This window comes from Lysobacter sp. CC-YZS074, assembly GCF_056739745.1.
Genome location: NZ_CP200301.1, coordinates 1407173 through 1421113, shown reverse-complemented (window position 1 = coordinate 1421113; position 13941 = coordinate 1407173). Strand labels below are relative to the sequence as shown.

10 protein-coding genes and 2 tRNA genes are annotated in these 13941 nt (G+C 70.2%); 5 read left to right on the top strand and 7 right to left on the bottom strand.

Going from position 1 to position 13941, the window contains the following annotated elements; genetic code table 11:
* Positions 1-5 precede the first annotated feature (5 nt).
* Genes U8331_RS06380 through U8331_RS06370 form a run of 3 tightly spaced genes read left to right on the top strand, consistent with a single transcriptional unit; the run spans position 6 to position 3555 of the window.
* Positions 6-1508, top strand: coding sequence for a class I adenylate-forming enzyme family protein (locus U8331_RS06380; protein WP_481132756.1), 1503 nt, complete (start codon positions 6-8; stop codon positions 1506-1508).
* Positions 1505-2497, top strand: a complete 993-nt coding sequence (gene nadE, locus U8331_RS06375; RefSeq protein ID WP_481132755.1) for an NAD(+) synthase — start codon at positions 1505-1507, stop codon at positions 2495-2497. The genes U8331_RS06380 and nadE overlap by 4 nt, the downstream gene beginning before the upstream one ends.
* A complete protein-coding gene (locus U8331_RS06370; protein WP_481132754.1) occupies positions 2494-3555 on the top strand; it encodes a hypothetical protein in 1062 nt (353 codons plus the stop codon). The genes nadE and U8331_RS06370 overlap by 4 nt, the downstream gene beginning before the upstream one ends.
* 30 nt (positions 3556-3585) lie before the next feature.
* Here U8331_RS06370 and U8331_RS06365 read toward each other — a convergent pair whose 3' ends face one another.
* Positions 3586-4608: a polysaccharide deacetylase family protein gene (locus U8331_RS06365; protein ID WP_481132753.1), complete on the bottom strand. Its 1023-nt coding sequence runs from the start codon at positions 4606-4608 to the stop codon at positions 3586-3588.
* Here U8331_RS06365 and U8331_RS06360 point away from each other — a divergent pair.
* Positions 4607-5533 carry a glycosyltransferase gene (locus tag U8331_RS06360; RefSeq protein WP_481132752.1) on the top strand — a complete coding sequence of 309 codons (927 nt, stop codon included), beginning with the start codon at positions 4607-4609 and terminating at the stop codon, positions 5531-5533. The two genes, U8331_RS06365 and U8331_RS06360, sit on opposite strands and share 2 nt — an antisense overlap.
* A gap of 28 nt (positions 5534-5561) precedes the next feature.
* Here U8331_RS06360 and U8331_RS06355 read toward each other — a convergent pair whose 3' ends face one another.
* Together U8331_RS06355 and U8331_RS06350 are read right to left on the bottom strand one after the other, a co-directional pair.
* Positions 5562-6956 carry a TIGR03013 family XrtA/PEP-CTERM system glycosyltransferase gene (locus U8331_RS06355; protein ID WP_481132751.1) on the bottom strand — a complete coding sequence of 465 codons (1395 nt, stop codon included), beginning with the start codon at positions 6954-6956 and terminating at the stop codon, positions 5562-5564.
* A gap of 103 nt (positions 6957-7059) precedes the next feature.
* On the bottom strand, positions 7060-8628 hold the full coding sequence (locus U8331_RS06350; RefSeq protein WP_481132750.1) for a right-handed parallel beta-helix repeat-containing protein: 1569 nt from the start codon (positions 8626-8628) through the stop codon (positions 7060-7062).
* 187 nt (positions 8629-8815) lie between these two features.
* Between U8331_RS06350 and U8331_RS06345 the strand changes: the two genes are divergently transcribed.
* The gene (locus U8331_RS06345; RefSeq protein WP_481132749.1) at positions 8816-10486 is read left to right on the top strand and encodes a GMC oxidoreductase; all 1671 of its coding nucleotides are present in this window, start codon (positions 8816-8818) and stop codon (positions 10484-10486) included.
* 128 nt (positions 10487-10614) lie between these two features.
* Here U8331_RS06345 and U8331_RS06340 read toward each other — a convergent pair.
* The 4 genes from U8331_RS06340 to alaS all read right to left on the bottom strand — a co-directional run bounded on the left by U8331_RS06340 (position 10615) and on the right by alaS (position 13930).
* A tRNA-Arg gene (locus U8331_RS06340) sits at positions 10615-10691 on the bottom strand.
* 117 nt (positions 10692-10808) lie between these two features.
* Positions 10809-10901: transfer RNA gene (locus U8331_RS06335), tRNA-Ser, on the bottom strand.
* Positions 10902-10958: 57 nt separating this feature from the next.
* Complete coding sequence (gene csrA / locus U8331_RS06330) at positions 10959-11162, bottom strand: carbon storage regulator CsrA (protein ID WP_481132748.1); 204 nt, start codon at positions 11160-11162, stop codon at positions 10959-10961.
* Between the two features lie 125 nt (positions 11163-11287).
* Positions 11288-13930 (bottom strand): alanine--tRNA ligase, encoded by a 2643-nt coding sequence (gene alaS, locus U8331_RS06325; RefSeq protein WP_481132747.1) that lies wholly within the window; start codon positions 13928-13930, stop codon positions 11288-11290.
* Between the last annotated feature and the right edge of the window lie 11 nt (positions 13931-13941).

Below are 13941 nucleotides of genomic sequence, written 5' to 3'. Positions count from 1 at the left end.
GGCTCGTGGACAGCCTGTCTTCGCGCGTGGCGGCCGTCGCCGCCGCCACCCCGCGGCGCGTGGCGATCGTCGACGGCGACCGCCGGATCGACTACGGCACGCTCTGGCAACAGGCGCGGGATTTCGCCGGCGACCTCCAGCACCACGGCGTGCAGCCCGGCGACCGGGTCGCGATCGTGCTGCCCAACCGCATCGAGGCCGTGGTCGCCTGCTATGCCGCGTGGCTCGCCCGGGCGATCGCGGTGCCGCTGAACGTGCAGGCGCGCGAGCGTGACCTGTCGCCCTGGCTGCGGCACTGCGAGCCACGGTGCGTGGTGCACGAGCGCGGCCATGTGGACGTCGAACGCGCGATCGCGGGACTCGCGGCCGCACCGCGCGTGGTTGCGCTCGACCCCGCGATGCCGCTGCCCTCGTTCCCCCAGCGGCACCCCGCGTGGGCCGGGCCGGAAACCTGGCCGGGGCGCCCGGCCGCGATCATCTACACCTCCGGCACCACCGGCTCGCCGAAGGGCGTCACCCTGAGCCACGCGAACCTGCTTTCCAACGCGGGCGCGGTGGCCTCCTATCTCGGCCTGCGCGCTGGTGACAGCGTGCTCAGCGTGCTGCCGTTCTACTACGCGTACGGCGCGTCGGTGCTGCACACGCACCTGATCAGCGGCGCGCGGGTGGTGCTGGAGCCGAACCTGCTGTTCCCGCGCACCATCGTCGACACCATGGCGCGCGAAGGCGTCACGGGTTTTTCCGGGGTGGCGTCCACCTTCTCGCTGCTGCTGGACCACGGTGGACTGGAAACGCGCGAGCTGCCCCGGCTGCGCTACCTGACCCACGCCGGCGGCGCGCTGCCCACGGTGTTGGCCGAACGACTGCGCGGCGCGGCGCCGCGCACCCGGCTGTTCGTCATGTATGGCCAGACCGAAGCCACGGCGCGGATCGCCTGGCTGCCGCCAGAACAGCTGGAGCAGCGCCCCGGCTCGGCGGGACGGCCGCTGCGTGGCACCGAGCTGCGCGTGGTCCGCGAGGACGGCCGCGGCGCCCGCACCGGCGAGCCGGGCGAGGTCCACGTGCGCGGACCCGGCGTCATGCTGGGCTACTGGAACGATCCTCAGGCGACCGCGCGCACCGTCCGCAACGGCTGGCTGCGCACCGGCGACATCGGCCATGTCGACCGCGACGGATACCTGTACCTGTCCGGCCGGCGCAGCGACATGATCAAGACCGGCGCGCACCGCGTGTTCCCGGGCGACATCGAAGAGGTCATCGCCGAACTGCCCGGCGTCGCCGAGGTCGCGGTGATCGGCACCGACGACGCGGTGCTCGGCCAGGTGGTGAAGGCGTTCGTGGTCGCGCCGACGCCGCTGCCGCGCGGCGGCGACACGGTCAAGGCGCACTGCCGCGCGCGGCTGGCGCCCTACAAGGTGCCGCGCGAGGTGGAGTTCGTCGCGGCGCTGCCACGCACCGCATCGGGCAAGGTGCGCCGGGTGGAACTGAAGGAAGAGGCGCTGACATGACCCTGCTGGAACCGGCGATGCTCGACTGGAGCGTCCTCGACATCGACTACGCGGCCGAGGCCGCACGCATCGCCAGCGGCCTGCGCGAGCTCACCGCGCGCGAGCTGCACCGGCGCGGTCTGGTGGTCGCGATTTCAGGCGGCATCGACAGCTCGGTCAGCGCGGCGCTGGCGGTGCGGGCGCTGGGCCCCGACCGGGTGTTCGGCCTGATCCTGCCCGAGCGCGACTCCTGCGACGACAGCGCCGCCCGCGCCGGCGTGCTGGCCAGGCACCTGGGCATCCGCAGCGAAAAGGTCGACATCGCCCCGGTGCTGGAAGCGATCGGCTGCTACGCCGCGCGCGACGAAGCGGTGCGGACGTCGCTCCCGGGGTACGGCGCCGGCTGGAAGTTCAAGATCGTGATCGATGGCGGCCTGGCGGGGCGGGTCAACCGGTTCCGCCTGGTGGCCGAGTCGCCCGATGGCGGCCGGCACGAGCGCGAACTCGGCCTGCCGGGCTACCTCGCCATCGTGGCGGCGACCAACTTCAAGCAGCGCATCCGCAAGACCCTGGAGTACTTCCACGCCGACCGCCTCAACTACGCCGTGGTCGGCACGCCCAACCGGCTCGAGCACGAACTGGGCTTCTTCGTGAAGAACGGCGACGGCTCGGCCGACATCAAGCCGATCGCGCACCTGTACAAGTCGCAGGTCTACGGTATGGCCCGCCACCTGGGCCTGCCCGCGCGGCTGTGCGATGCGGTGCCGACCACCGACACCTACAGCCTCAGCCAGGGACAGGACGAGTTCTATTTCGCGTTGCCTTACCGGGAGACGGACCTGTCGCTGTGGGCGGTGGACCACGGCCTGCCCGCCGCGGAACTCGCCCTCGCTCTGGACATCGACGAGGCGCGCGCGCAGGCCATCTACGACGACATCGCCAACAAGCGCCGCACCACCCGCTACCTGCACCTGCCTGCGCTGTCGTTCGCGGCCGGAGCCACCGCATGAATGCCGGTGGACCGCCGCCCTACCTGGCGCAGCCCGGCGATGCCGCGCGCGACCGCGAAACGGTGATCGGCCTGTGGCGCGGCAACCTCGGCGAGCACGAGCGGATGGTCGCCAAGTACGACTGGTTCTATCTCCAGTGCCCGTACGGCCAGCCGCTGCTGCAGTTGCTCTACCACCAGCCCAGCAGCGACTGGGTCGGCACCTGCTCGATGGGTCGCCGCCGCATGCTGTGGCGCGACCGCGAGATCCGCGCCGGCCTGCTGGTCGACCTCGCGGTGCTGCCCAAGCACCGCTCGCTGGGACCGGCGCTGATGATGCAGATGGGCCTCATCGAAGCGGCCCGTACGCAGTTGGACCTGACCCTCGGCTTCCCCAATCCGAAGGCGGCCTCCGTGTTCCGCCGCATCCGCTACGAGCAGTTCGCCGACATGGTGCGCCGCGTCCGGGTGTTGCGTTATGGCCATTACCTGCGCCGACGCACCGCGGGGTGGCTGGCGCGTCCGGCGGGTGCCCTGCTCGACCTTGCCACGCGCCTGCGCGACGGCTGGCGCGCGCGCGCGGGCAGGCGCCTGCACGTGGCCTGGAGCGACGAGGCCGATCCGCGCATGGACACGCTGTGGGCCGAATCGGTGCATGGCGACGGACTGGTGGCGGTGCGCGACGCGGAGTTCGTGCGCTGGCGGTTCGACCGCTCGCCGCTGGAAAGCACCCGCCACCTGCTGCTGAGCGACCCCGACAGCGGCCGCCTCTGCGCGTGGTTCACCACCTCGGCGACCGCCGAAGGCATGCTGCAGGTGCGCGACTTCTGGTCGCTGGACGCCGGCAGCGGGATCGACCCGAACTACATCGACCACCTGCTGCGGGCGGCCCGCGACGCCGGCTGGGTGGCGGTGTCGGTGGCGATGGCCACCAGTTCGGAGCCGCGCCTGGCCGCATGGCTGTCGCGCGGGTTCGTCGAGCGCGACCGGCGGCCGGTCTACGGCTACTGGAGCGCGCCGCCCAACCAGCCGCCCAGGGACATCGACCTGCACCTCACGTGTGCCGACGAGGACGAGTGAATGGCGGCCGGCCGTTCCGCCAGCGGGTACTCACGCGAGCCGGCGCCGCCCGCGGCGGAACAGGTCCAGTGCAAGCAACTCCGGACGGAACCGCCCACGGGCGTCGGTGATGGTGCCGGCCTCGTATCCAGTGCGGCCCAGCAGCCAGCCGACACCGGCCCCGTCGGTGCGGTTGAGCACCGGCACGCTGGTGAACACCAGTTCGTAACCGCCCGCCCGGGCACGCTCGGCCAAGGCGGCATCGTGGGCACCGTACGGGAACGACATGGCGGCGGTGCCCTCGCCCGCCCCGCCGCTTTCCTCCAGCGTCGCCTGCAGGGCCTGCCGCGCGCCTTCCAGTTCACTCGCGGGGTCGGCCACGCGGGTGATCGGCGAATGCGTCCTGCCGTGCAGGCCGAGGGCGACCCCGGCACGGCGCAGCCGCTGCAGTTCGTGCACATCCACCATGTGGCGCAGGCCGTCATCGAGCACCGCGGCGAACGGCGCCAGCACTCCGTCGCGCCGCTCCGGATCCAGCGCTTCGAGGGTGGCGATCAGGCGACGCAGCCCGGTCAGGTTCTCCGGCGGCGAGGGCGAGGCCGGGTCGATCGCGGCAGCCAGGACCGCCGCCGGCAGCACCCCGCGTCGCCACGCCGACACCAGCCGCTCCTGGAAGAACGGCTGCGAACGGCCGACCACGTCGGCCACGACGAACATCACCGCCGGCAAGCCGGCCCGCGCGAGCGCCGGCAGTGCATGGTCGACGTTGTCGGCCCAGCCATCGTCGAAGCTGATCAGCAGCGCGCGCCGTGGCAGCCGGGCCCCGCAGCGACGGGCCTGCAGCACCTGCTCCAGCGACACCACGCGGTAGTGACGCCGGAAGAACCGCAGCGACGCGTCCAGCAGAGGCACCGGCAGCGTGTAGTCCGGGTCGCAGGTCGCCCAGCGCGGGTCGTCCGGCTCCAGGACACGGTGGAACATCACCACCGTGAGCGTGTGCGCGTTGCGCCAGCGGTGCCACAGCCCCAGCACGCCGGATAAGTACATGAGCCGCTTGACGAGACTGCGCAGCATGCCGGACCGCCCAGAGGTTTCAGCGATCATACCCACCTACAACCGGCGCGAACTGGTCTGCCGGGCGATCGATTCGGTGCTGGCGCAGCACCATCGGGTCGACGAGATCATCGTGGTCGACGACGGCTCCGGCGACGGTACGCAGCGCGCGCTTCGCGAGCGGTACGGCGACCGGGTGACCTGCCTGTGGCAGGAGAACGCCGGCGTATCGGCGGCGCGCAACCGCGGCATGGCGGCCGCGCGCGGACGCTTCCTGGCGCTGCTGGACAGCGACGACGAGTGGCTTCCCGACAAGACCGGTCGCCAGCTCGAGTGGCTGCATGCGCATCCCGAGGCCGGCATGGTCGTCTGCGACGTGCTCCGGGTCGACTCCGAAGGGGGCGAAATCGACGTGCTCCAACGTCGCGCGATCATGCGTCGCGACGGCTGGGTGCTGCCGTGGATCATGCACCAGCCCGTCCTCGTGCCCGCCTCGGTGATGCTGCGGCGGGAGGTCATCGACGACGTCGGCGGCTTCGACGAGTCGCTCGCCACCGCCGAGGACCTCGAGTTCCACCTGCGGGTGGCGCAGCGCTGGCAGATCGGCCTGGTCGAGGAGCCGCTCGTGCGCGCGCTGCGCGGCCATGACGGGCTGTCCTCGCTGCCGGGCACCTACGACGACCACGTCAAGGTGATCGAACGGGTGCTCGAGGACATCCGCGGCACCGTCGACGAGCAGGAGCGCCTGCGGGCGCTGGCCGCCGCGTACGTGGTCAATGCGCGCGGGATGGTCATGGAAGGCCGCTGGCGCGCTGGATGGAAGCTCGCCTGCAAGGCGTGGTGGACGGCGCCGGACCTCGCCGCCCGCCGGCAGGTGCTGGCGCTGGCGGGCTTCGGCGGGCGCCGCGCCGCGCGCCAGCTGTGGCCGTCGCAGGTACGCCGCTAGCCAAGCAGCCATCGTGTGAGCGCGCGTCTCAGCGGGCACCGCGGCGGAACAGCACCACCTCGACCGTCTGCAGCAGGATCATCAGGTCCAGCAGCAGGCCGTGGTTCTTGACGTAGAACAGGTCGAAGGTCAGCTTCTCGCCGGCATCGTGGACGGACGCGCCATACGGGTAGCGCAACTGCGCCCAGCCGGTCAGGCCCGGTTTCACCGAGTGGCGGATGCCGTAGTAGCGCAACTGGCTGTCGAGTTCGCTGACGAACTGCGGGCGTTCCGGACGCGGGCCGACGAAGCTCATCTCGCCGCGCAGCACATTGAACAGCTGTGGCAGCTCGTCCAGCCGGGTGGCGCGGATGAAGCGGCCCACCCGCGTCACGCGGTCGTCGTCTCGGCTGGCCCAGCGCGCGATCCCGTCGGCTTCGGCGTCACAACGCATGCTGCGGAACTTCGCCAGCTCGAACACGCGGCCGTCTTCGCCGACCCGTGTCTGCCGGTAAAGCACCGGGCCGGCGCCCTCCAGCCGCACGCAGACCGCCACCAGCACCATCACCGGCCAGGCCAGCAGCAGCAGCGCCGCCGCCGCCACCAGGTCGAAGAACCGCTTGCTCAGCCGCCGCGGCAGGGAATGGTCGAAACCGCCCGAGAAGATCAGCGACGACGGATCGACCACGTTCCACTTCAGCACGCCGGCTTCGCGCTCGAAGAAATCCGGCAGGTCGGTGACCCGGATGCCGCGCTGGGCGCAGGCGAGCATCTGCTCCATCGGCAGACCGCCACGACGCTCGTCGGGTGCGGTGACGATCTCGTCGATGCCCAGGCGCTGTGCGGTCTCCAGCAGCGCACCGCTGCCGGCCACCCGCAGCGGCTCCGCCACGACCGGCGACTGGCCGTCAATCGGCAGGAACCCGACCACGACGAAGGATTGCCGATCCGAGCGCCGCCGCATGCTGGTGTTGATCAGCTCGGCGTTGCGGCCGGCGCCAAGCACGAGCACGCGGCGCTTGAACGCATCGGCGCCGAACAGCAGCGACCACAGGCGCCGGATCGCGATGATCGAACCCAGCGACAGCGCCATCGCCATCGACAGCACGCCGCGGCCGATGTAGGTCTGCGGCAGCACGTAGTACAGCACCAGCAGCGCAACGCCGCCCAGGGCGAACGACAGCACAAGCCGCAGGCCGAACTCGTTGCGGTTGAGCCGCCCGTGCAGCTGGTAGAGCCCGAACGATGCCATCGCCCCGGTCAGCACGGTCGCCACCAGCAGCGTGCGCATCGACGCGGTCTGGACGAACAGTTGCCGGCTCTCGGGGTCGTCGTGGAAGCGCAGCCACGCCGCGACGACCACCGCCAGCACCAGGACGGAGAATTCCAGCAACCACAGCCCCCGCATGAACTGGTGCGACCGGCTCTTTGCCATGCTCTTCATCGATTTACCCCTGACTCCCTACGGCCGGCCGCGGCCGGCGCCTCGTCCCCGGCGGTGGCACCGCGGCATCAGCATCTCCAACGCCGCCACCGCCCCGATCCGGTCAGTCCGTGGTCGTGGTCGTGGTACTGCCCGAACCGCCGACCGCGCGGGCGATCCACTGCCACCACGACTGGACCTCGGCCACCGCGCTCGCGAGCAGCGATTCCGACGGCTCCGCCGCCGCGTCGCCGCGCGTGGTGCGTGGCCGGCGGTTGCGTGATTCGGCCCCGCGCGGGGCCGGAGCCGCCGTGCCGGTGGCTTCCAGCGCACCGATGTCGATGCGGCTGCCGGTGCGCACGCGGCGCTGCCCACCGTCCACCGGCACCAGTCCGCGCAGCGGCTCGTACGCCGGCAACAGGAGCGGATCGGGGAACGGGAAGTTCTTTGGCGCGGCCGGACTGCCGGTGCCAGCGTCGATCAGCGGGCTGCCCGCCACGGGCCGGAAGCGCCGGTTGGAGACGTTTTCCATACGCGGGTCCGCACCGGTCCGCGTCTGCTGCCATTCCGCCGGCACCCGCTGCGCCCCGGTCTGCACCCAGTTGTTGCTGCCGGCGACCTTGCGGCCGTTGGCCCACGGCTCGCGACCCCGTGGGCCGCAGAGGGGCGTGTCGACTTCGGACGGCGGGTTCTCGCGGACGATCGCCGGCCGGGCGCCGGACGCCGCCTGGAACACGACGTTGTTGTGCATTTCCAGCGAGCCCGCACCCAGCTGCACCATCACCGCGTTCGCCGCGCCGTCGCGCAGGAACACGATGGTGTTGTTGACCAGCCGCGCCCGGCCCTGGCTGCGGCCGTTGAGGTCGCCGCCGATGCGCACCGCGTTGCGCCAGGGCGCGTTATGCACGATGACGTTGCCGACCACGTCGGCATCCTCGCGCGCCATGTCCGCGCTCCAGCCGGGCTTCTGGGTTTCGCAATCGGGGCCGATCAGTTCCAGCTCCCCGTACACCGATCCCTCGATCCAGTTGTAGTAGATCAATGCGCGCTCGTGACGGACACGTACCAGCAGGCCACCGGTGCCGCTGTGGATGTAGTTGTGGCGCATGCGGAACACGGCCCCGGGCCAGGTGACCTCGTCGCTCTGCATGTAGATGGCGTGGCGCGTGGTGCCCGCACCCGAGTGCGACACCTCGCTGTACTCCAGGGTGAACGAACCCGAGTTCTGGTCCGCCCCGAGGATGCCGTGCGACGGACAGTGGTGGATGACGCTGTTGCGGACGGTGACGTTGTGGGCCTCGCTGAAGACGCAGGAACGACTGCCGCCACGCACCTCGAAGCCGTCCAGGACCACGTGGTTGGACTGCTCGAACTTGATCGTGTGGCCACCGCCTTCCAGCAAGGGGCGGCTGTTGCCGGTGCCGCGACGCCAGCGGATGACCACCGGCGCGCGGGCGCTGCCGCTGTCGTCGTCGCCGACCACGATGTCGCCCTCGTAGCGCGCGCCGCCATCCACTTCCACGATGTCCCCGGGCTTCAGGTCGTTCTGCTCGAACACCTGCGACAGCTGGGTGTACTGCCGGCCGGCGCCGGCGGGGCCGACGGTGTAGGTGGTGGCCATCAGTTGCAGGGGTGCCAGGAAAACGGCGACTCCCGAGGCGATGGCGAGCAACGGCGGGCGACGATGGGACATGGTGATCCTCCGGCACGTGTGGGGTATGCCGGACCAACGCGGAAGCCGGAGGACTGCGGACGCGGCACGGCAGTGGGGGGCGGGCCTGGAAGACCGTGGCCGGGACGTGTCCCAAGCCGTCCCGTGTTCGCGTTGTTCACTGTCAGGGCCGGCAACCGTGCAGGCACCACGCTTCGGGACACTCGACTTGATCATCGACTTCAGGGACGGTGCGGCTTCGAACCACGTCGAAGCGGACCTGTGCATCATCGGTGCGGGGGCCGCCGGCCTGTCGCTGGCGTGGGCGTTCCTCGGCAGCCAGCGCAGCGTGTGCCTGGTGGAAAGCGGCGGCTTCGCTGGCACCGAGTCCGCACAGACCCTGTACCAGGGGACCTCGGTGGGCGAACTGGAGTTCGACCCCGCGGCGGGCCGGATGCGGGCGTTCGGCGGCACCTGCAACGTCTGGGGAGGCGGCTGCATTCCCCTCGATGCGATGCAGGCGCGCGACTGGGTACCGCACAGCGGCTGGCCGCTCGACTACCGCGACCTGGAGCCGCACTACCGCCGCGCCCGCTCGTTCCTGCACATCGACGAGCACGAATTCGCCGAGGACACGTTCCTGACCCCGCCGTCGCAACGGCCGCCTGCGTTCGACCCTCGAACGCTGCGCAACCAGCTCTACGCCAGCAGCCCCGTGGTACTTGGCGATGCATACCGCCGCGAGTTCGAGCGCGCCCCCAACGTGCAGGTGCTGCTGCACGCCAACCTACTGGAACTGGAGACGGGCCCCGGCGCCGACGTGGTGCGTCGCGCGCGCATCGCCTCGCTCGACGGCCGCGTCGGCATGGTCCACGCGCGGCAATACGTGCTCGCCTGCGGCGGGATCGAAAACGCCCGCCTCCTGCTGCTGTCGAACTCGGTCGCCCCGGCCGGGCTGGGCAACGATCGCGACCTGGTCGGGCGCTACTTCATGGACCACCCCAGCGGCCGGCTGGGCGCCCTGGTCGCGGGCAGCGCCGACCGGCTGGCGCGGCCTTATGACCGCCGGCTCGCCCACGCGTGCTGGCACTCGCACCCGGAGATCAGCCTCACCGAAGAAGCGCAACGTCGGCACCGGGTGCTGAGCGCGCGGGTACGCCCATTCCCGGTGGAAAGCGCCGTACCCGGTGGCATCCAGGCGCTGCGCGCATTGCGCGGAGCGCTGCAGGCACGCGGGGCGGACGAAAGCTCGGTACTGAAGCAGCGATTGTCATTGCGCCACAACGGCGAGCCGATGTTCACCCGGGTCGCCGACGGGCCGACGGGGAGCATCGCCGTCCATGCGTTGAAGGCCGCGCTGGGTGGGCCGGACATCTTCCGTGCGTTCACCCGCAAGCTGAAGGCCCAGCCGACGGTGGAAACCGAGCGCATCGACCTGATCGGCTATTTCGAGCAGGCGCCCAACCGCGACAGCCGGGTCACCCTGGGAGACCGGCTCGACGCGCTCGGACAGCGCCAGGTGCGGGTGGACTGGCGCTTGACGGAACTCGACCGGCATACCTACCGCACCGCGGCCCGGCTGTTCGGCAGTGAACTGGCGCGGCGGTGCCAAGGCGAGTTCCAGATCGATCCGTGGCTGACGGGGGACGAACGCGCCGCACCGAATGTGGTGGGCACTGCCCACCACCTCGGGACAACCCGCATGTCCGAGGACCCGGGCGGAGGCGTGGTCGATCGCGACTGCCGCGTACACGGCATCGACAATCTCTACGTGGCCGGAAGCTCGGTGTTCCCGACCGGTGGATGGGCCTTCCCGACGTTCGCCATCGTCGCCCTCACCCAGCGGCTGGCCGAGCACCTCGGCCTGCGGCTCGCGCAGCGTGCCAGCGAAGCGGCCTGACGGCTGCAGAACCGATCCGCCAGGTGGATGCGCCGCAACGATACGGCTCCGCCAATGGATCCATGCGCATCGACACGGCAACAACAAAAAGGCCGGCGAGCAATGCTCACCGGCCTTCGTGTCTGATATGGCGCGCCCGGAAGGATTCGAACCTCCGACCCCCAAGTTCGTAGCCTGGTGCTCTATCCAGCTGAGCTACGGGCGCGTAGTCGAAAAATTATGACGGGAGATCACCGATCCGTCAACGATTTTCCGTTCTTGCTTCCGTCTTCGCGAAGACGCCGGCGGAGACACGAAGCCGCCTCTCGGCGGCGGGTGGAACTGGCGGAGAGTGAGGGATTCGAACCCTCGATAGAGCTATAAACCCTATACTCCCTTAGCAGGGGAGCCCCTTCAGCCACTCGGGCAACTCTCCGCGATGAAGCGTGCGGGCGGAGAGCATAACGGCTCACCCCACTCGCGGCAAACATTTTCAGTCGGCCACGCTCTTGTCGTCCCCTTCGCCCGCGTCGTCGCCGCGCTGGATGCGCTGGTAGATCTCTTCGCGGTGGACTGCCACGTCTTTCGGGGCGGTGATGCCGATACGTACCTGGTTGCCCTTGACGCCGAGCACGGTCACGGTCACCGAGTCGCCGATCATCAGGGTCTCACCGACGCGGCGCGTCAAGATAAGCATTGGGAATTCTCCTTGTGCCGACGCAATGTGCGGCGGCTGATGCCCTCAATGATATGAGGGCTGTTCCAACTGGTGGATAAACGAAGATTATGGTCAGGCGCGGTCTGGCCGACAAGCGATGGAAGTCATGGTCCCTCGCCCAATCGGCCGGCCACCCAATCCGGCACAGCCGCCAGTGCCGCGGGCAGCGCCGGCGTGTCCTCGCCACCGCCTTGGGCCATGTCGGGACGGCCGCCGCCTTTGCCGTTGACCTGCCCGGCCACATGGGCCAGGAGCTCACCCGCCTTGACCTTGCCGAGCGCCGAGCCGCTGACGCCGGCCACGAGGGCGGCCTTGCCGTCGTTGGCGCCGGCCAGCACCACCACCGCGTCCCCAAGCTGCTGCTTGAGCCGGTCCAGCGCGTCGCGCAGCGCCTTGGCGTCGAGCCCTTCCAGCCGGGCCGCCAGGACCTTGACCCCGGCGACCTCGACCGCGGAGGCCGACAGGTCCGAGGTCGCACCCGAGGCCGCCTTGGCCTTGGCAGCGTCCAGCTCGCGCTCCAGCTTTTTCTGCCGATCCAGCAAACCACGCAGCTTGTCGGTGACGTCGGCGGCGTTGCCACCCAGCAGGCGCGCCGCCTCGGCGAGGCGTTGCTCCTCCAGCGCGACGTGGTCGAGCGCGCCCTGCCCGCTCACCGCTTCGATCCGGCGAACGCCGGCCGATACGCCGCCCTCGGCGACGATCTTGAACAGGCCGATGTCGCCGGTGCGCGACACGTGGGTGCCGCCGCACAGCTCGGTCGACGCATCGCCCATGCGCAACACGCGGACCTCGTCGCCGTACTTCTCGCCGAACAGCGCCATCGCGCCAAAGTCGAGGGCGTCCTGCATGCCCATGTGGTGGATCTCGGCCGCGTGGTTCGCGCGGATCTCGGCGTTGACCCGCCGCTCGACCTGCGCCAGTTCTTCCGCGCTGACCGGCTGGAAATGGGCGAAGTCGAACCGCAGCCGTTCCGGTGCCACCAGCGAGCCCTTCTGTACGACATGCTCGCCGAGTACGCGGCGCAGCGCCGCATGCAGCAGATGGGTGGCCGAGTGGTTGAGCACGACCGCGTTGCGGCGCGCGCCATCGACCGCACCGAGCAGGCGATCGCCACGCTGGAGAGTGCCCTTTGCGAGCCGGCCGACGTGGCCGTGGAACTGCCCCGCCAGCTTCAGCGTGTCGTCGACCACGAAACGGACGCCTTCCTCATCCAGCTCGCCGGCGTCGCCGACCTGTCCGCCGCTTTCGGCGTAGAAGGGCGTGCGGTCGAGGATCACCAGTGCCTCGTCGCCGGCGCCGATCGCATCGACGGGGCGACCGTCCTTGAGCAGCGCGAGCACTTCCAGCCCGCCTGCGGTGAGGGTTTCATAACCGAGGAACGCGGTCGGCTCCAGTTGCGCGACCAGCTCGGCCGGCAATGTCGCGCCGCCGCCGAACTTGCCGGCTGCACGGGCGGTCTCGCGCTGCTGCGCCATTGCCGCTTCGAAGCCGTCCATGTCGATCGACAGCCCGCGCTCGCGCGCGATGTCGGCGGTCAGGTCCACCGGGAAGCCGTAGGTGTCGTACAGGCGGAACGCATCGACGCCGGGAACCACGCCCTGCGAGCGCGCAGCCACCTCGTCGAAGATCCGCATGCCCGAATCGAGCGTTTCGGCGAAGCGCTCCTCCTCGGCCAGCAGCGCGCGTTCGATCAGCGTGCGGTTCGCCTCCAGCTCCGGATAGGCGTCGCCCATCACCTCGATCAGCGGGCCGAGCATGCGATGGAAGAACGGCTGCTTCTGCCCGAGCATCCAGCCGTGGCGTAGCGCCCGCCGGATGATCCGGCGCAGCACGTAGCCGCGACCCTCGTTGGAGGGCAGCACGCCGTCGATGACCAGGAACGCACAGGCGCGGATGTGGTCGGCGATCACCCGCAGCGACTTGTTGTCCAGGTCCGCGGTGCCGGTGAGCTCGCCGGCGGCCGCGATCAGGCGTTGGAAAATGTCGATTTCGTAGTTGCCATGCTTGCCCTGCAGCACCGCGGCGAGGCGCTCCAGCCCCATGCCGGTGTCGACGCACGGCGCCGGCAGCGGCGCGAGGGTGCCGTCGGGCTGGCGATCGAACTGCATGAAGACCAGGTTCCAGATCTCGATGAAGCGGTCGCCATCCTCGTCCGGCGAACCCGGCGGGCCACCGAAGTGGTGCTCGCCGTGGTCGTAGAAGATCTCGGTGCAGGGGCCGCACGGGCCGGTGTCGGCCATCTGCCAGAAGTTGTCGGAGGCGAACGGCGCGCCCTTGTTGTCGCCGATGCGGATGATCCGCGCCTCGGGCACGCCGATGACGTCGCGCCAGATCGCGTAGGCCTCGTCATCGGTGTGGTAGACGGTGACGGTCAGGCGCTCGGCCGGGAGCTTCCAGACCTCGGTCAGCAGCTGCCAGGCCCACCTGATCGCGTCTTCCTTGAAGTAGTCGCCGAACGACCAGTTGCCGAGCATCTCGAAGAAGGTGTGGTGGCGCGCGGTGTAGCCGACCTGGTCGAGGTCGTTGTGCTTGCCGCCCGCGCGCAGGCAGCGCTGGACATCGGCCGCGCGCACGTAGCCGGGCTTCTCGCTGCCGAGGAACACGTTCTTGAACTGGACCATGCCGGAGTTGGTGAACAGCAGGGTCGGGTCGTTGGCCGGCACCAGCGGCGCCGAGGGCACGATGGTGTGGCCGCGGTCGCGGAAGAAATCGAGGAAGTCGCGACGGATGTCGTTGGTGGTTTTCATGCCTGGCACGC

Excerpts from the sequence above, each read along its gene's own strand:
- alaS (WP_481132747.1), bottom strand. The coding sequence starts at position 13,930 with ATGAAAACCACCAACGACATCCGTCGCGACTTCCTCGATTTCTTCCGC.
- U8331_RS06370 (WP_481132754.1), top strand. The coding sequence starts at position 2,494 with ATGAATGCCGGTGGACCGCCGCCCTACCTGGCGCAGCCCGGCGATGCC.
- U8331_RS06355 (WP_481132751.1), bottom strand. The coding sequence starts at position 6,956 with ATGAAGAGCATGGCAAAGAGCCGGTCGCACCAGTTCATGCGGGGGCTG.
- U8331_RS06365 (WP_481132753.1), bottom strand. The coding sequence starts at position 4,608 with ATGCTGCGCAGTCTCGTCAAGCGGCTCATGTACTTATCCGGCGTGCTG.
- U8331_RS06360 (WP_481132752.1), top strand. The coding sequence starts at position 4,607 with ATGCCGGACCGCCCAGAGGTTTCAGCGATCATACCCACCTACAACCGG.
- csrA (WP_481132748.1), bottom strand. The coding sequence starts at position 11,162 with ATGCTTATCTTGACGCGCCGCGTCGGTGAGACCCTGATGATCGGCGAC.
- nadE (WP_481132755.1), top strand. The coding sequence starts at position 1,505 with ATGACCCTGCTGGAACCGGCGATGCTCGACTGGAGCGTCCTCGACATC.
- U8331_RS06350 (WP_481132750.1), bottom strand. The coding sequence starts at position 8,628 with ATGTCCCATCGTCGCCCGCCGTTGCTCGCCATCGCCTCGGGAGTCGCC.